This window comes from Dactylosporangium sp. NPDC000244, from assembly GCF_040300725.1.
Classification (GTDB): Bacteria; Actinomycetota; Actinomycetes; order Mycobacteriales; family Micromonosporaceae; genus Dactylosporangium.
The window spans coordinates 1-17,576 of record NZ_JBEPEH010000041.1; the positions used below are offsets into that span (position 1 = coordinate 1).

Below are 17,576 nucleotides of genomic sequence, written 5' to 3' on the forward strand. Positions count from 1 at the left end.
CGGCCGCCGAGCGCGAGGCGGCGGCGGAGCGCTCCCGCTCGGCGGCGGCCGCGGCGGACCGGGCGGCGTCGGCGGACCGGGCGGCCGACACACTGGCCGCGACGGATGCCGAGACCGATGCCGAAGCAGAGGCTGAGACCGAGGCCGAGACCGAGGCCGAGACGGAGGGGCCCGGGGCGGCGCGGTCGCCGGAGCCCGAGCCGGTGAACTGGCAGTAGGCCAGCAGGGCAAGCAGCATCACGATGAGCGCGGCGCCCCCGGCCGCGACCGCGGTGCGGTTGTCGCGGGCGGACAGCCGCCGGCTTCCCGGTTCGGTCATCGCACCGTCCCCTTCCGCGAGAGACCGCGAAGGCCCTGGTCGGTTCGAGTGTGGTACCCAGGCAGCACAGGTCCGTAACGATCAATGCCCCGGACGGGGTGGTGCGGGCCCCGGCGGTACCGTCGATGGCTTTTGCGGTTGATGAGTGCAAGTATTTCCGTCTTTCGTTGGCATCTTGCGCAGAGATGTCGGTCGCGTTACGGTGCTGTCCCGATCGACGCTCTTCGACCCCCCTCTCTGGAGCCGTCATGGCCGCACGCCGGTTGGCCGCCGCCCTCCTGCCACCCCTCCTCGCGCTCGGCACCGCCGCCGTGCTCGCCCCGCCCGCCGCCGCCGATGTCACGACGGTCTCCGTCGACACCCTGCGCACCGCCTGGGACCCGAACGAGGCCGCCCTCGGCCCGTCCGCGGTCTCCGCCGCCGACTTCGGCCAGCTCTTCGCCACCGACCTCAACGGCCAGATCTACGCCCAGCCGATCGTCGCCGCGGGCACCCTGATCGCCGCGACCGAGAACAACTGGGTGTACGGCCTCAACCCGCAGACCGGCGCCATCGTCTGGTCCCGCAGCGTCGGCCCCGCCTGGCCCGCGTCCGCGATCGGCTGCGGCGACCTGGTGCCGAACATCGGCGTCACGAGCACCCCGGTCTACGACCCGGCGACGAGCTCGGTCTTCTTCACCGCCAAGGTCAACGACGGCGCGGACGCCAACCACCCGCACTTCTACATGCACAAGATCGACCCGGCGACCGGGGCCGAGCGCTCGGGCTGGCCGGTGACGATCCAGGGCTCGCCGACCAACGACCCGGCCAACACCTTCAACCCGAAGACCGCGGCCCAGCGCCCGGGCCTGCTGCTGCTCGACGGCGTCGTCTACGCCGGCTTCGCGAGCCACTGCGACTACGGGCCCTACGTCGGGTACGTCGCCGGCGTCAAGACCGCCACCCCCGCCATGTCGACGCTGTGGTCCACCGAGGCCGGCCGCTCGACCGGGATGGGCGGCATCTGGCAGTCCGGCGGCGGCCTGGTCTCCGACGGGTCCGGCCGGATCTTCGTGGCCACCGGCAACGGCGTGTCCCCGGCGCCCGGCCCGGGCACCAGCCCGCCCGGCACGCTCGCCGAGTCGGTGATCCGGCTGCAGGTCAACGGCGATGGCTCGCTGAGCGCCAAGGACTTCTTCAGCCCGGCCAACAACGGCAAGCTCGACCAGGACGACACCGACTTCGGCTCCGGCGGCCCGGTGGCCCTGCCGGCCTCGTTCGGCACCGCGGCCCACCCGCGCCTGATGGTGCAGGCCGGCAAGGACGGCCGGGTGTTCCTCCTCGACCGCGACAACCTCGGCGGCATGGCCCAGGGCCCGGGCGGCACCGACGCCTCGCTGGTCCCGCCGGCCGGGCCCTACAACGGGGTCTGGGGCCACCCGGCGGTCTGGGGCGGCGACGGCGGCTACGTGTACCAGGTCGAGAACCAGGGCTTCCTGCGCGCGTTCAAGTACGGCGTGAACGGCTCCGGCCTGCCCGTGCTGACCTCGGCCGCGACCAGCCCCTCGACGTTCGGCTACACCTCCGGCTCCCCGGTCGTCACCTCCTCCGGCACGACCTCGGGCTCGGCGATCGTCTGGGCCGTCTACAGCGACGGCTCCACGGGCTCGGGCGGCCAGCTGCGCGCCTACGACGCCCTGCCCACCGGCGGCCAGCTGCACCTGCGGTACTCCGCGCCGATCGGCACCGCCACGAAGTTCGCCGTGCCCGCGACCGACAACGGCCGCGTCTACGTGGGCAACCGCGACGGCCGCATCTTCGGCTTCGGCCGCCCGACCACCGCCGCGCTGAGCGCCCCGCCGACGGACTTCGGCAGCGTCGCCGTCGGCAGCACCGCCAACGCGACGGTGACCGTGACCGCGACCCGGGCCGTGCGCATCACCGCCGTGAGCGCCGCCGCGCCCTTCGGCGTCACCGCGCCCGCGCTGCCGGTGAGCCTCGCCACCGGGCAGACCCTCGCGGTGCCGGTCCGGTTCACGCCCACCGCGGCCGGGGGCGCCGCGGGCAGCCTCACCTTCACCACCGACGCCGGGACCGTCGCGCTGGACCTGCACGGCACCGGCACCAAGCCCGGCCTCGGCGCCACCCCGGCGGCGCTGTCGTTCGGCACGGTGCCGACCGGCGCCAGCAAGACCCTCGGCGTCAGCATCACCAACACCGGCACGAGCGCCGTCACGGTCACCGGCTCGACCGCGCCCGCGGCCCCGTTCAGCGCCACCGGCTTCCCGGCCAACGGCACCACGATCGCGGCCGGGGCGTCCGTGTCGGTCTCGGTGAAGTACGCCCCGACGGCGGCCGGCAACCACACCGGCTCGATCACCGTCACCAGCTCGGCCGGCCCGGTCACAGTCCCGCTCAGCGGCACCGCGGTCACGGGCGCCGCCCACCTGACGATCACGCCGAACCCGGTCGCGTTCGGGTCGGTCGTCGTCGGTACCTCCGCGACCCAGACCTTCGACATCGCCAACACGGGCAACATCACGCTGACCCTGACCAAGGCGGCCCCGCCGGTCGGCGCGTTCAACACCACGACGCCGGTCTCCGAGGGCCAGCAGCTCTCGCCCGGTGACGTCATCCACCAGACCGTCACGTTCACGCCGAGCACCCAGGGCGCGCAGTCCGCGGTGTACTCCATCACCGGCGACGACGGCCAGGGCGCCGTCCTCGTCCAGCTCACCGGCACCGGCGTGCCGCCCTCGAGCACGACGAACCTGGCCGCCGGGCGCCCCGCCACCGCGCAGTCGACGCAGGCCGGCTACCCGGCCGGCAACCTCACCGACGCGGACCCGAACAGCTACTGGGAGAGCGCGAACAACGCGTTCCCGCAGTGGGTGCAGGTCGACCTGGGCTCCTCCGCGAGCGTCGGCAAGGTCACGATGCGCGTGCCACCGGCGTCCGCCTGGGCCGCCCGGCGGCAGACGGTCGCGGTGCTGACGAGCGTGGACGGCACCCAGTGGAGCACCGCCGCGGGCGCCGCCGACTACCTGTTCGACCCGGCCACGGGCAACACCGCGAGTGCCACGTTCCCGGCGGTCACCGCGCGCTATGTCCGCCTGAGCATCACCGCGAACACCGGCTGGCCGGCCGGGCAGCTGTCGTCCCTCGAGGTGTACGGCACCGGCGGCGGCACGGCCACCCTGGCGCTCAGCCCCGCGTCGCTGCAGTTCGAGGACACCGACGTGAACACCAACAGCGACTGGCAGACCGTGACCGTCACCAACACCGGCACCGCCCCGGCGACGGTCCAGTCCGTGACGGCGTCGGGCGACTTCACCGTCACGACCACGTGCGGCACCGCCATCGCGCCGGGCGCCAACTGCACGGCGACGGTCACGTTCCACCCCAGCGCGGCCGGGAACCGGACGGGGACGCTGAGCGTGCGCAGTACCGCCGCCAACGCCGAGGCCACCGTCGCGCTCAGCGGTACCGGGGTGGCCGCGACCGCCACCAACCTGGCCCTGCGCCGGCCGGTCACGCAGTCGTCGAACACGCAGAACTACGCGGCCGGCAACGCCGTCGACGGCAGCGCGGACACCTACTGGGAGAGCGTGAACAACGCGTTCCCGCAGTGGCTGCAGGTGGACCTCGGCGCGACCACCGCCGTGAGCCGCGTGGTGCTGAAACTCCCGCCGGCGACGGCGTGGGCGGCGCGCACCGAGACGGTGACGATCACCGACTTCACCACCGGCGCGGTGCTCGTCGCGAGCCGGGCCTGCGCCTTCGACCCGGCCACCGGCAACGCGGTGACGCTCACGTTCCCCGCGGCCGGGGTGCGCTACCTGCGCGTCACGGTCACCGGGAACACCGGCTGGCCGGCCGGGCAGCTCTCGGAGCTGGAGGTCTACGCCTCCTAGGATGACGGCGGCTCATCCCGGCCCGGCGCACGGTTGCCCCGTGCGCCGAGCCGGGATCGCGTTGCTGTCCGTCTGTGTGCTGGCCGGATGTTCCTCGCCGGCGGGGGCCGAGGGACGGCCGCTGCCGCCGATCAACCCGACCGACTTCCACCGCGGGGCGGCCGACCCGTCCGGCGGCGCGGACGGGCGGGTGAGCGTCTCGACGATCGCGCGGCACCTCGACGTCCCGTGGGGACTGTCGTTCCTGCCCGACGGCAGCGCGCTGGTGACCGAGCGCCGGACCCTGCGCATCCTGCACGTGGCGACCACCGGCGCGGTCACCCCCGTGGCCCGCATCGGCGAGGCGAACTCGGACAACGAGGGCGGGCTGCTGGGCATCGCGGTGTCGCGCGGGTACAAGAAGGACCGGACGGTCTACGTCTACTACACGACGAAGGTCGACAACCGCATCGCGCGGCTCAAGCTCGACGGCCACAGCCGCCCGCAGCCGATCGTGACCGGCATCCCGAGGGGCGGCATCCACGACGGCGGGCGGCTCGCGTTCGGCCCCGACGGCTACCTGTACGCGACCACCGGCGAGGCCTCCCGCACCGAGGCGGCCCAGGACCTCCACATCCTCGGCGGCAAGATCCTGCGGATGACCACCGACGGCAAGCCCCCGCCGGGCAACCCGTTCCCGCGCTCGCTCGTGTGGTCCTACGGCCACCGCAACCCCGAGGGCCTGGCCTGGGACGCGAATGGGGTCATGTACTCGTCCGAGATCGGCCAGGCGGTGTGGGACGAGCTCAACATCATCCGCCCGGGCGGCGACTACGGCTGGCCGGCCGTCGAGGGGATCGGGGGCAACCCGCGCTACGTCGACCCGGTGGTGGTCTGGCACCCGGAGGTCGGGGTGGCCGCGGGCGTGGCGATCACGGGAACCACGGCGGTCGTGACGTGCCTGCGCGGCCAGCGGATCTACCTCGTGCCGCTGGGCCCGTCCCCGGTCGTCGCCTCCTCCTTCTCCGACACGGCTTCGGTGCGGTGGCGCACCGGCTCGGGCGTCGCCGGCCGCCCGGTGGAGGCGCTGACCGAGCGCTACGGGCGCCTGCGCACCGCGGTCACGGCGCCGGACGGCAGCGTGTGGATGACGACCTCGAACCGCGACGGCCGCCGGCCCGGCGGCCCGGTGCCGGACGACGACCGCGTGCTGCGGCTCACCCTGCACTGAGGGGTGGGCCCGGCCCTCTGGGAACCGGGCCCACCGCGGTGCGCTCAGCGCAGGTACGGCCCGTCCGAGCCGACCTTCCCCGGCGCCGGGTTGCCCGGCAGGGACAGCACGTACGCGCGCAGGTCGCCCTTTGCCGCGACCGTCGCCGTCAGGGTGCCGTTGGACACCACCTTGACGTCACCGGTGACGGCGTCGGTGTAGGTGCCGTTCGGGATGCCGGTGAAGGTGGCGCTCGACGAGATGGTCACGAGCACGAAGCTGTCGACCGAGCCGCTGGTGTACCGCCGCTTGAACGCCATCTGGCCGCCCGAGACGCCAGCCGTGGAGTACTGCCCCATCTGCAGGGCCGGGATCGCCCGGCGGATCTGGTTGAGCCGCTGGACGTGTTTGACCAGGGGCTGGGCCAGAGTGGTCGCCACCGCGCCCGAGGACGAGGAGACCACGCCGTAGTCCGAGGCCGTCACCGACCCGGCCAGCTTGTCGCCGTAGTACGCGCGGCCGGTCGTGGCCAGGGGACAGGCCGGGCCGCAGTCGATCTGCTTGCCGGCCTGGAACTCGATCTCCGAGCCGTAGTACAGCACCGGCACGCCCCGGAAGGTCCACATCAGCGCCATGTTCTCGGCCCACGCGTCGGTGCCGCCCGCGTACCGCGTCGAGGACTTGTTCGGCCCGTAGTCGTGCGAGTCCACGTACACCGCGTTGTAGGTGGCGTCGTTGGTGGAGTCGTCCGAGTCCATGCCGTTGCGGAACGCGTTCGGGGCGTCGCCGAAGTTCATGTGCATCCGCATGTCGATGATGTTCATGCCGGAGAACTGGCTGTGGTCCGGCGCGTGGTAGGCGTTGCCGTTCAGGAACGCGTTCGTGGACGCCGGCTGGTTGCCGGTGCCGAGCTGCTCCTCGTAGTTGTACTGGTCGAGCGCGGCCTGGACGTCGTCGTCCACATAGGACCTGCGCTCCTTCCAGGTGAAGAACTGCGCGGAGTGGTTCACCGAGCCGCGGTTCCACTTGTCGTTGACGAACGCGGCCACCTCGCCGAAGACGTAGAAGTCCTGGGCCTTGGCCGCGCCGTACTTCTGCACCAGGTGCTGTTGCAGGGCCGGCAGGAAGCGCCGGTTCCACGTCACCCGCGGGATGTGCACGGCGGTGTCGACGCGGAAGCCGTCCACGCCCATGTCGATGTAGGTGTTGTACGCGTTGATGAGGTACTGCTGCACGACCGGGTTCTCGGTGTTGAGGTCCGCGAGGTCGTCGGCGAGCCAGCAGGAGCGGGAGTCCTCGCCCTCCCAGTTGCCGATCCAGCACTGGTGGTAGAGGTTCGCGGGGAACATCGAGGCCGTCGGGCTGGGCCACTGGCAGGAGTGGATGGTGTACCCCTCCGGGCTCTTCTGCCCGTTCGGCAGGCCGTAGTTCGGGCACGTGTTGCCGGCCGGGGCGGTCGTCGACCACAGGTCCCCGTTGTAGGCGCGGCCGAGCGCGTTCTCCTGCATCGGGTCGTACACGGCGCCGGGGATCTTCTCGCTGTACATCCAGTCCCACTGCCCGTCGCGCGCGCCCCACACGGTCGGCGTGAACAGGCCCTTGGCTCCCCAGCGGGAGCTGTGGTTGTAGACGACGTCCTGGTAGATCTTCAGCCCCTTGGCGTGGGCGGCGTTGATGAGGTCCTGGTAGGTCGCGCCCGGCGACTCCAGCCGCGGGTCGACGCGGTAGAAGTCCCAGCCGTGGTACCCGTGGTAGTCGTAGTCGGACCGGTTCAGCACCACCGGGGTGATCCAGATGGCCGAGAAGCCGAGGCCCTTGATGTAGTCGAGCCGGTCGACGAGCCCCTTGAAGTCCCCGCGGAACATCGGGTCGTTGTTCGCCGCGTTGCCGGAGCTCACGTGCTGGCTGCCGCCGCGGTCGTTGGACGGGTCGCCGTCGTAGAAGCGCGCGGTGAGCACGAAGTAGATGCTCTCCTTGCGCGGGTCGCCGCCGAGCATCGCCCCGCCTTCGGGCAGCGGCGGCGCGTCGCCGGTCGTGGCGGTGACGGTGGCGGACGCGGCCGAGCGGTTCCCGGCCGCGTCCACGGCCCGCACGGTGTACGTGTACGTGGTGCGCGCCGCGAGGCCGCCGTCGATGTAGCCGGGGTACGCGCTGGTGAGCACGGTCCCGCCCGGGTCGCGGGTGATCTGGTAGCCGGTGACGCCCCGGTCGTCGGTGGAGGCGCTCCAGGCCAGGCTCACGGTCACGTGGTCGACGGTCGCGGTGACGTTCGCGGGCGCGGCCGGCGCCGTGGTGTCCGGCGGGACCGCGGTGCACGGGTCGGTCGCGGCGGCGGTGACGCTGCCGCCCGCGACCCGGCTCGTGCCGGCGGCGATGCGGTAGTTGGCGCCGTTGTTGTTGTCCCACGTCCCGGCGCCGTCGTTGAACACCGCCTGCATGCCGGTGGCCGCGCCGAGCTGGACGGTCTTCTTCACCCAGCCGGTGCAGGCGGTCTCGTTCATCGCCACGCCCGGAACCGCCGTCCACGCCTCGCCGTCGGGCGCGTAGTGGATGTTCACGGTGCTCCAGGCCCGGCCGGCGGTCGAGTAGAAGACGGTGGCCGTGTTGCCGCCCGGGGGCGAGGACGACGGCGGGGTGGCGGAGCACGGGTTCGTGGTCGCGATCGCGCCGTTGCTGATCGCGACCAGCCCGGCGGCGACCGAGTAGTTGGCCCCGGAGTGGTTGTCCCAGGTGCCGGCGCCGTTGTTGAAGGTCAGCTGGGCCCCGGCGGCGGAGCCGAGGTCGAGCACCCGGGTGTACCAGCCGGCGCAGCTCGCGGCCGACATGGCCACGCCGGGCACGGCGGTCCAGGCGCCGCCGGTGGGCGCCCAGTGCACGTTCACGGTGCTCCAGCCGCTCGGCGGCTTGTAGTAGACGGTCAGGCTGTTGCCGGCGGCGGCCAGCGCGCGGGCCGGCAGCAGCGCGGCGAGCAGGCACAGCACGAGGATGAGGACGGGTCTGCGACGGGGCATGGGGTGGTCACTCCTTGCGCGATCCGGACGGTGGCGGCCGAACGAAAGCCAAGGCGTTGCAACGCGTGGAGGAAGGTTCGGGCCTGACATTCATCCTTGTCAAGCTTCTTGCAGGAATTCGCGCAGCTCAGCGGCGTGTATGCGGGCTGAGCTGCGCGAATGGATTGGAAGGTCGGCAAGATCTTTCAATGATCAACTCATCGGATCGACGTTCCGGCGCTCATGTCGAGCTCGGCGCCGGTCATCATCCCGGCGTGGTCCGACGCCACGAACGCGGCGAGCTCGCCGACCTCCGCGAGCGTCGCCGTGCGCCCGGTGAGCGTCTGGCCGGTGAGCCATCCGACGAGCTCGTCGCGCCCCTCGAACCCGGCCGGGATCGTCTCGGGCAGCCCGCCGGTGCGCAGCGTGACGACCCGGACCCCGCTCGGCCCGAGCTCGCAGGCGAGCTGCTTGCGCATCGACTCGACCGCGTCGAACGTGACCCCCATCCCGCCCACGCTGAAGCGCCGGGCCACGGACCAGTCGAAGGTGCCCCCGAAGTACAGGATGAGCCCCGAGCGCCGCGGCACCATGACCCGCGCGGCGGCCCGGGCGGTCAGGAACTTCGACGTCACCGCGGTGACGATCGGCCGCAGGTAGTCCGCGGCCGTCATCCGCGCCATCGCGACGCCCTGCACGTCCTGGTCGCTGATCACGTTCACGGACACGTCGAGCCGCCCGCAGCGCTCGGTCACCCGGCCCATGTGCTCGTCGACGGCGTGCTCGTCGAGCGCGTCGACCGCGTCGGCGAAGGCCGTCCCGCCGGCCGCGGTGATCTCGTCCGCCACCGCCCGCACCGTCGCGAGCGTCCGCCCGGCCAGGTGCACGGTGGCCCCGTGGCGCGCGAACGCCCGGGCCATGGCTCCGCCGACGTGGCCGCCGCCCCCGTAGACGACCGCGCTGCGCCCTTGTAGCAACATCTCGTACTCCCTCGTGTCGGCTGCTCCTACCCGTGCAACCCCGAGCGGCCCGCGAACTCATCGGCATGGCAGCGAGCCGCTACCTTGTGTCGCATGGCCGACCCGATGCGCCCCTCGCTCCTGACGAAGATGCGTGCCTCGCTGGCCAAGGAGCGCGACGCGGTGGTGCTGGAGGCCCTGCGCGGCGCGGGCAAGGCCGCCTACGACGAGATGATGGAGGCGGACCGGGCCCGCGACCAGCTCGTCGCCGACGGGCGGACGCTGTGGAACGCACCCCCGGCGACCGGGAGCCTGCTGCTCGCGGCGTGGAACGGCTACATGCTGCAGACCCTCGGCGAGCAGTTCCTCGACGCCGACTACGCGGCCCGCCCCGGCACCGTCGGCTACGTGCCCGCGGTGACCTTCGACCAGGTGTCGGCCTGGCTGGCGGCGGTCGAGGGCTGGGTGTCGCGGGCGCGGCAGGCCCGGGTCAACCCCGACTACGACATCGCCGCCGAGCTTGCCCTGCCCGCGGGCCTGCCGGACTGGGCCGAGGTCCGGCCCTGCCCGCCGGAGCACCTCACCGCGCTGCTCGCCGCCGTGCCGCCGCTGCGCCAGCACATCGACGTCTCCCTCTACGGCCTGGAGCGCGCCGGCGTCCCCGACGAGCACCGCGCCGCGGTGAACCGGCTCAAGCAGCTCAACGCCGAGGCCGCCGCGGCCGCCGACTACGCCGTGGCGCTGCGCACCGAGCGGCACAACGCGCAGCTGCACGAGCTCATCGAGAACAACCTCAAGACCGCCCTCGAGCTGTGGTTCCACGTCGGCCAGCTGGCCGCGATGCCGTCGCTGCTCGGCTCCTACGAGTCGCTGCGCCCGGCCGGGCGCCCCGACGTGCGGGCCCTGCCCGGCGGCGGCCACTTCGACCCGTGGTGCCTGACCGACCCCGTCACGCTCAAGCGCTGGCAGAAGGACCGCCAGGCGAGGGAGGCGATCGCCCTGCTGTGGCGCGAGGACCCCGACCCGGCCGCCACCCTCGCCCTCAAGAGCGAGGTCGACGCCGCCTTCGCGGCCGGCGACATCGTGCCGCTGCACACCCGCGACGGCAGCAGCTGCTACTACGAGTGCCCGTGGTCGCCGCTCTACGAGGTGCGCCGGCCCCTCCGGATCGCCGGGCGCCAGCTGCGGGTGCTCCAGCAGTTCACGCTCCAGGCGATCACCGGGGCCGACGGCACCTTCCGCCGCGGCATCGTCGTCGGCCCGTTCGAGGCGACCAGCGACGTCGAGTACTGAGCGGCCGCGTCACGCCTTGCGGGGAAGCCAGCTCAGCATCGGCACCAGCACGTCGAGGAGGGGCTCACCCCACACCTGGAGGGTCTGCTCCCAGGGGTGACCGCGGGTGCCCAGGGTGAAATCCTCGGTGCCGACGACGTAGTGGTCGCCGTTGGGCACGACCAGCCACGGCGGCGCCTCGGTCTGGCGTTGCGGCCAGAAGCGGTGCGAGGCGTGCTCCCAGGTGAGCACGAGCAGCGGCGTGCCCGGCGGCAGCACCCGGACGAAGGCCAGGTGGGCGAGGCTGTCGACCGCCCGTTCGGCCGCGTTGAACTCGGCCTGGACCTCGGCGGTGAAGAAGCCGGCCAGGTCGAACGTGACCGACGGCCGCGGGTCGGCGGGCACGCGGGCCCACAGTTCGTCGTACGTGTCGAACCCGAGGTCCTCCCACGGCATCACACGCAGCAGGATATCTGCTAACAATGTCGGCATGAATCGACTCGGGTGGGCGGTCACGGCCGCGGCGGCGGTAGTGCTGGTGTGTGGCGGCGGTCCGTTCGCCGTGAGCTTTCCGCAGCGCTCGTCGTTCCTGGCCGACCAGGAGCGGCAGGCCTGCTCCCTGTTTGCCCGCTCGTCGCCGTTCGGCGAGGTGACCAGTTGCATCGACCTGGGCCGCCGCACCCCGCCGATCAGCGGGCCCGGCCACGTGTTCCTGCTGCTGGAGACGGCGCAGGGCCCGACCGTCGTGCGCATCGACTACGAGGGGACCGACAAGCAGCAGTTCACCGCGAGCGCGGTCGAGGTCCCGACGTACGAGTCGCCGGGCATCTCCCACGAGACCGGCGAGCGGCTCAAGACCAGCGTCGACTCGCGGGGCGGCCTGAAGACCAAGCCCTGGGCGGTCTACCCCGTCCCGAGCTGAGCCCTATCCCAGCCAGGACAGGGCCCGGCCGGGGTGGGGCTGCCCCCACCGCCAGGACGCCTGCCCGCGGGCGTGAACCGCCGGCCCCGCGCGCGGTGTGATGGGCGCATGACCGAAGACGTCGTGGCGCTCGAGGGCGTGGGGAAGCGGTTCGGCACCGTGGTCGCGCTCGACTCGGTGACGCTGGGGTTCGCCCGTGCAACGTTCACGGCCGTCATGGGCCCGTCCGGCTCCGGCAAGTCGACGCTGCTGCAGGCGGCCGCGGGGCTGGAGCGGCCCACCGCCGGCCGCGTGTGCGTCGCCGGAACCGACCTGGCCACGCTGAACGAGACCGGGCTCACGCGGCTGCGCCGGGACCGGATCGGCTTCGTGTTCCAGGCCTTCAACCTGCTCTCGTCGCTGACCGCCGAGCAGAACGTGGCCCTGCCGCTGCGCCTGGCCGGCCGCCGGCCGTCCCGCCGCGAGGTGCGCGCGGTGCTCGCGGCCGTCGGGCTCGAGGACCGGGCCCGGCACCGGCCCGCCGAGCTCTCCGGCGGCCAGCAGCAGCGCGTCGCCATCGCGCGGGCCGTCATCACGCGGCCCGACGTGCTCTTCGCCGACGAGCCGACCGGGGCCCTGGACTCGCGGACCGGCCGCGAGGTGCTGGGGCTGCTGCGGAGCACGGTCGAGCGCCAGGGCCAGACGGTCGTCATGGTCACCCACGACCCGGTCGCCGCGGCCCACGCCGACCGCGTCGTCTTCCTGGCCGACGGGCGCGTGGTCGCCGAGATGGCCGCGCCCACGCCGCAGGCCGTCGCCGAGCGGATGACCGCCCTCGAGACGGCGACGCCATGCTGAGCATCGCGCTGCAGACGGTACGCGCGCGCTGGATCTCCTTCGCGGGCGTCTTCATCGCGCTCGGGCTCGGCGTGACGCTGCTCGCGACCACCGGCCTCACGCTCGCCTCCAGCGTCGGCGAGGGCCGGGCGCCCGCGTGGTACGACACCGCCGACGTCGTGGTCGCGGGGCAGAACAGCATCACGGTCGTGGTGGACCCGGGCACCGAGGACGAGTACACCGCCTCCACGACGACGAACCGCGCCCGATCGCTGCCCGCGGACCTGGCCGCGCGGCTGCCCGGGGCGATCGCCGACCGCTGGCTGCCCGGCAACGCCCACCCCTGGTCGGCCGCGGCGCTGCACGGCATCCCGGCCGGCGCCGGCCCGGCCCGCGACGACGAGGTCGTGGCCACCGACGGGCGCGCGGGCGACCGGATCACCGTCGCGGGCCGCGCGTTCACGGTGGCCGGCATCGTCGGCGGGCCGAAGGCCGTGTACCTCACCGACCGCGCCGCCGAGGAGCTCAGCGGCGGACGCATCGACGCGCTCGCGGTGCGGGGCATGACCGCGGCCCAGGTGCGGGCCGCGATCGGCGACGGGCCGCGAGTCCTGACCGGCGACGCGCGCGCCGAGGCGGAGCCGAACCCGGACGGCGACCTGCTCGCCCTCGCCGCCTCGCTCATGGGCACCACGGCGGGCGTGGCGGCGTTCGTCGCGGTGTTCGTGGTCGCGGGCACGTTCGCGTTCGCCGTGGCCCAGCGCCGCCGGGAGCTCGCGCTGCTGCGGGCGGCCGGGGCCACGCCGCGGCAGGTGCGCCGGCTCGTGCTCGGCGAGGCGGTCGTCGTCGGCGTCGTCGCGGGGCTCGCCGGGTGCGGGGCCGGACTCGTCGCGGCGCCGGTGTTCGCGCACTCGATGGCCCGCAACGGCTTCGCCCCGCCCGGGTTCACCGCCGGGTTCGTGTGGTGGCCGCTGCTGGCCGCGTTCGGCGCCGGGCTGCTCGTCGCGCTGGCCGGGGCGATGGTCGCGGCGCGGCGGGCCGGGCGGGTGCGGCCGATCGAGGCGCTGCGGGAGGCCGCCGCCGAGCGGCGCGTCATGACCGCCGGGCGCTGGGTGTGCGGGCTGGCCTGCCTGGGCGGGACGGCGGCGCTGCTCATCTGGGTCCCGGTCGACGGGCCGGAGGCGATCGCCCTCGTGCTGCTCGATGCCCAGCTCGCCATCACCGGCATCGCCCTGTTCGCCCCGCTGCTGGCCCCCGGCGCCGCCTGGCTGGCCGGCCGCCCGATCCCCGGGGTGACCGCCGCCCTCGCGCGCGACGGCGCCCGGATCGCGGTGCGGCGGACCGCGTCGACCGTCGCGCCCATCCTCGTCACCGCCGGCATCGCCGCCACGACCCTGTCCGCCACCGCGACGATCTGGCGGGCCGAGGCCGACGCGAGCGCCGCCCGGCTGAGCGCGACCGGCGTGCTCGTCGGCCCGGCCCGGGTCCCGGCGGGCGGCGTGCCGGTGGCGCGCTCGGTGGTGTACGTGAACCAGTCCGACTACGCCGAGCCGTTCGACGCGCTCTTCGCCGGCCCCGGCCTCGCGAGCGTCATGCGGGTGAGCGCCGAGCCGGTCGACGGCACCGTGGTCGTCGGCCACGGCCTCGCCGCGTCGATGCACTGGACCCCGGGCGCCCCCGCGGACCTCTGGCTCGACGACTCGACCCCGGTGCGGCTGCGCGTCGCCGGTGTCCTCGCGCCCTCCGTCGACCTCGACGACAGCGTGCTGCTGCCCTGGTCGCTCGGGCCCGGCCACGCCGACGCCGTCTACCTGACCGGCCCCCTGACCGGCCCCCTGACCGGCCCGGTCACGGACGCCTCGGGCACGGTGCTCACGCCGGCCGAGTACTTCGCCGGGCTCGAGGCCGGCCAGCGCCGCATGAACGACCTCGCCCTGCTCACGGTGCTCGGGATGGCGCTGCTGTACACCACCATCGCCATCGCCAACACCCTGGTCATGGCCACCGCCGACCGCTCCCGCGACCTCGCCGTGCTGCGGCTGGCCGGCACCACTCCCGGCCAGATCCTCGGCATGGTCGGCATCGAGGCCCTGCTGTCCACGGTCGCCGGCCTGGCGCTGGCCGGGGCGCTCGCCGGCGGGGTCCTGCTGGCGATGGTGCCGCACCTGAGCGCCGGGGGAGCGGCGGTGACCGTGGTGGTGCCGTGGACGCCGGTGCTCGTCGTCGCGGCCGTGTGCGCGGTCGTGGCGGTGGTCGCCGCCCTGGTCCCGGCGGCGTTCGCGCTGCGGACCCCGGCCGCGCGCATGGCGGCGGTGCGCGACTAGACGGGCCCTCAGGCGGGTGCGGCCAGCAGGCCTCCGGTCGGGTCGGCCGCGCCCAGGAGCACCTGCACGGGCACGTCCAAGTCGTCGGCGGCGTCGATCGTGGCCAGGATGGCGCCGACCACGCGCGGGTCGAGGCGGGTCGCGCCGCGCAGGTCGATGACGATCGGGTCGGGGCGGTGGTGCACGAGGGCCGCGACGAGGCTGTGCTGGGCCTCGGCCGCCCACGACGCGTCGATCTCGCCGTGGAAGCTGACGGCTACTGGGCAACTCGGATCGTGGAGCAGGGTGACCGGTGAACGCTCGTGGGGCACGCGAGCCTCCGAGGTGTCGGTGAATGTTGCACCGACGGCCACGGTAACCAATGCCATACCAGTCTGTGAACCGTTGATTTTTCACGAACCTCTGGTAGATACCGCCTGCAACAATTTCATTACGCCGTGATAGAAGGTCCACCGTTCGGCGTGGGTAAGTGTCCGATCGACGCTCGGTAGCGCCTTAAGGTTCCATCTGCAACCGCTGTATACGCGCATACCGTCCCTGGACGACATGCGTGCGCCGCCCCGCCGGATGGAGTCGCCGCGCCGCGTCCTCAATCTGTGGTTGTGGAAGAGGGGTTGGCGTGTGGAAGGGGCGCTTGGCGGTCCTGACGATCGTGGTCGTCTCGCTGGTCTGCGGTCTGTCGATGTTCGCGGTGCGGGGCGCGAGCAACGATCAGCTCGAGGTGTACTCGTGGTGGACCGGCCCCGGTGAGGAGGAGGGCCTGGCCGCCATGGCCAAGTCCTTCGAGAGCTCCAACGCGGGCGTGCGGTTCGTCAACGCGGCCGTCTCCGGCGGCGCCGGCTCCAACGCCAAGGCCATCCTCGCCAGCCGGCTGCTGGCCAACGACCCGCCGGACTCCTACCAGCGCCACGCCGGGCTCGAGCTGCTCGACGACGTGCGCTCGGGCAAGGTGCAGGACATCTCGGACCTGTACCGGCAGGAGGGCTGGGCGAAGGTGTTCCCGAAGGGGCTCGTGGACAACCTCACCATCGACGGGCGGATCTACGCGGTGCCGGTGAACATCCACCGGGCCAATCTCATGTGGTACACCCCGAAGACCCTCCGGGAGCTGGGGCTGGCCGCGCCGCCGAAGACCTGGGCCGAGTTCCTCCAGCAGGCCGAGGTCATCAAGGCCAAGGGCCGGGTGGCCCTCGCGGTCGGGCCCGAGTGGACGCAGAAGCACCTGCTCGAGACGGTGCTGCTCGGGGAGCTGGGGGCGGGCACCTACGAGGGGCTGTGGGCGGGGCGGGTCAGCTGGCAGGCGCCCGAGGTGGCCGCCGCGCTGGACATGTACGCCAAGATCCTCGCGGTCTCCGACGTGAAGTCCGCGGCCGGCGACTGGCAGCCGCAGCTGGACCGGGTGGTGTCGGGCTCCGCGGTGTACGCCGTGATGGGCGACTGGTCCTCGTCGTACCTGGCGCAGACCAAGGGCCTGCAGTGGCAGGACGGCTACGCCGCGGTCGCCTCGCCGGGCAGCACCGGGGTCTACGACTTCCTGTCCGACACGTTCACGCTGCCCACCGGCGCGCGCCGGCCCGACCTGGCCCGCCGGTGGCTGGTCGAGTGCGGCTCCACCGACGGGCAGAACCTGTTCAACCCGCTCAAGGGCTCGATCCCGGCGCGCACCGACGCCGACGCGGGCCTCTACAAGGACTACCTGGGCTGGGCGCTGCAACAGTGGCGCGACCCGAAGACCCGCATCGTCGGGTCGCTGACCCATGGCGTCGTGGCGAACAACGCGTACAACGCGGAGATCGACTCGGCCCTGGGACTGTTCGTCCAGGACGGTGACCAGGGCAAGTTCGCCCGGACCGTCGAGCAGCAGTACCGGGAGACGCAGTGAACCTCCCCGTCCGGCAGGCGCCGGCACCCCCGAACCAGCAGCAGCACCGGGCACGGCACTCCTCGGAGCCGGACCGGCCCGCCTTCGCGATGAAGGAGCGGCGGCCCCGCAAGCAGCACGGCCCCCGCTGGCTGCCCGGGCTCGTGCTGGTCTCCCCGTCGCTGATCCTCATCGGGGTCTTCGTCTACGGGTTCCTCGGCTGGAACGTGCGGGTGTCGTTCACGAACTGGCGCGGGCTCTCCCCGCGGTACCACTTCGTCGGCTTCGACAACTACGCCGCGCTGCTGCGCGACGAGCGCTTCCGGGCCGACATGCGCAACCTGATCATCTTCACCGTCGTGTTCGTCGCGGCCGCGCTGCTGCTCGGGTTCTTCATGGCGATGCTGCTGGACCGGGGCGTGCGCGGCGAGGGCTTCCTGCGCGGCGTGTTCCTGTTCCCGATGGCGATCTCGTTCATCGCCACCGCGATCGTCTGGCGCTGGCTGCTCGACAACGGCTCGGGCAACGACACGGCCGGCATCAACAAGCTGCTCGCCGACGTCGGCCTCGGGTTCCTGCGCAGCGACTGGCACAAGTCCGACTCGGTGTGGGCGATCTCCGCGGTCGCGCTGCCGGCCGGGTGGGCGCTGTCCGGCTACGTGATGGCCCTGTTCCTGGCCGGCATGCGCGGCGTCAACGACACCCTGCGCGAGTCGGCCCGGATGGACGGCGCCAGCGAGACGCAGATCTTCTGGCACGTCGTGCGCCCGGCCCTGCGCCCGGTCACGTTCAGCGCGATGCTCATCATGATCCACATCTCGCTGAAGACGTTCGACCTGCTCTACGCGCTCGACCAGGGCAACCTGCGCATCGACACCCCGTCGCTCTACATGTGGTTCACCACGTTCGACGGCGGGTTCTACGACCGGGGCGCCACCATCGCCACGGTCCTGCTCCTCGGGGTGGCCATCGTGGTCGGCCCCTACGTCTGGTACAGCCTTCGCACGGAACGGCGGTGATCAGTCCATGAC

Annotated in this window: 13 protein-coding genes; 8 read left to right on the plus strand and 5 right to left on the minus strand. The window is 73.0% G+C overall.

The genetic code is table 11. The features are described 5' to 3' along the window. Window positions 1–319: hypothetical protein (locus ABT369_RS44210; RefSeq protein ID WP_350622175.1), on the minus strand; the 319-nt coding region annotated here is incomplete at its 3' end. A gap of 248 nt (window positions 320–567) precedes the next feature. Between ABT369_RS44210 and ABT369_RS44215 the strand changes: the two genes are divergently transcribed. Both ABT369_RS44215 and ABT369_RS44220 read left to right on the plus strand, forming a co-directional pair. Then, complete coding sequence (locus ABT369_RS44215; protein WP_350622177.1) at window positions 568–4,212, plus strand: choice-of-anchor D domain-containing protein; 3,645 nt, start codon at window positions 568–570, stop codon at window positions 4,210–4,212. A 1-nt stretch (window position 4,213) separates the two neighbouring features. Further along, window positions 4,214–5,422 carry a PQQ-dependent sugar dehydrogenase gene (locus tag ABT369_RS44220; protein WP_502891904.1) on the plus strand — a complete coding sequence of 403 codons (1,209 nt, stop codon included), beginning with the start codon at window positions 4,214–4,216 and terminating at the stop codon, window positions 5,420–5,422. A 44-nt stretch (window positions 5,423–5,466) separates the two neighbouring features. Here ABT369_RS44220 and ABT369_RS44225 read toward each other — a convergent pair whose 3' ends face one another. Together ABT369_RS44225 and ABT369_RS44230 are read right to left on the minus strand one after the other, a co-directional pair. Beyond that, window positions 5,467–8,412 carry a carbohydrate binding domain-containing protein gene (locus ABT369_RS44225; RefSeq protein ID WP_350622181.1) on the minus strand — a complete coding sequence of 982 codons (2,946 nt, stop codon included), beginning with the start codon at window positions 8,410–8,412 and terminating at the stop codon, window positions 5,467–5,469. A gap of 197 nt (window positions 8,413–8,609) precedes the next feature. Continuing rightward, window positions 8,610–9,371, minus strand: coding sequence for an SDR family NAD(P)-dependent oxidoreductase (locus ABT369_RS44230; RefSeq protein WP_350622184.1), 762 nt, complete (start codon window positions 9,369–9,371; stop codon window positions 8,610–8,612). 93 nt (window positions 9,372–9,464) lie between these two features. Between ABT369_RS44230 and ABT369_RS44235 the strand changes: the two genes are divergently transcribed. Then, the gene (locus ABT369_RS44235) at window positions 9,465–10,643 is read left to right on the plus strand and encodes a hypothetical protein (protein ID WP_350622186.1); all 1,179 of its coding nucleotides are present in this window, start codon (window positions 9,465–9,467) and stop codon (window positions 10,641–10,643) included. A 9-nt stretch (window positions 10,644–10,652) separates the two neighbouring features. Here ABT369_RS44235 and ABT369_RS44240 read toward each other — a convergent pair whose 3' ends face one another. Next, complete coding sequence (locus ABT369_RS44240) at window positions 10,653–11,078, minus strand: DUF2716 domain-containing protein (protein WP_350622350.1); 426 nt, start codon at window positions 11,076–11,078, stop codon at window positions 10,653–10,655. A gap of 34 nt (window positions 11,079–11,112) precedes the next feature. Between ABT369_RS44240 and ABT369_RS44245 the strand changes: the two genes are divergently transcribed. The 3 genes from ABT369_RS44245 (at window position 11,113) to ABT369_RS44255 (ending at window position 14,684) form a co-directional block, all read left to right on the plus strand. After that, on the plus strand, window positions 11,113–11,544 hold the full coding sequence (locus ABT369_RS44245; RefSeq protein WP_350622188.1) for a hypothetical protein: 432 nt from the start codon (window positions 11,113–11,115) through the stop codon (window positions 11,542–11,544). 108 nt (window positions 11,545–11,652) lie between these two features. Next, window positions 11,653–12,381: an ABC transporter ATP-binding protein gene (locus ABT369_RS44250; protein WP_350622190.1), complete on the plus strand. Its 729-nt coding sequence runs from the start codon at window positions 11,653–11,655 to the stop codon at window positions 12,379–12,381. Further along, a complete protein-coding gene (locus tag ABT369_RS44255; RefSeq protein ID WP_350622192.1) occupies window positions 12,375–14,684 on the plus strand; it encodes an FtsX-like permease family protein in 2,310 nt (769 codons plus the stop codon). The genes ABT369_RS44250 and ABT369_RS44255 overlap by 7 nt, the downstream gene beginning before the upstream one ends. 8 nt (window positions 14,685–14,692) lie before the next feature. Here the strand turns inward: ABT369_RS44255 and ABT369_RS44260 are convergent, their stop codons facing one another. Next, window positions 14,693–14,995, minus strand: coding sequence for an STAS domain-containing protein (locus ABT369_RS44260; RefSeq protein ID WP_350622194.1), 303 nt, complete (start codon window positions 14,993–14,995; stop codon window positions 14,693–14,695). A gap of 323 nt (window positions 14,996–15,318) precedes the next feature. Between ABT369_RS44260 and ABT369_RS44265 the strand changes: the two genes are divergently transcribed. Both ABT369_RS44265 and ABT369_RS44270 read left to right on the plus strand, forming a co-directional pair. Further along, the gene (locus tag ABT369_RS44265) at window positions 15,319–16,566 is read left to right on the plus strand and encodes an ABC transporter substrate-binding protein (RefSeq protein WP_350622196.1); all 1,248 of its coding nucleotides are present in this window, start codon (window positions 15,319–15,321) and stop codon (window positions 16,564–16,566) included. Continuing rightward, the gene (locus tag ABT369_RS44270; protein ID WP_350622198.1) at window positions 16,563–17,564 is read left to right on the plus strand and encodes a carbohydrate ABC transporter permease; all 1,002 of its coding nucleotides are present in this window, start codon (window positions 16,563–16,565) and stop codon (window positions 17,562–17,564) included. Before ABT369_RS44265 ends, ABT369_RS44270 begins: the two co-directional genes overlap by 4 nt. Window positions 17,565–17,576 lie beyond the last annotated feature (12 nt).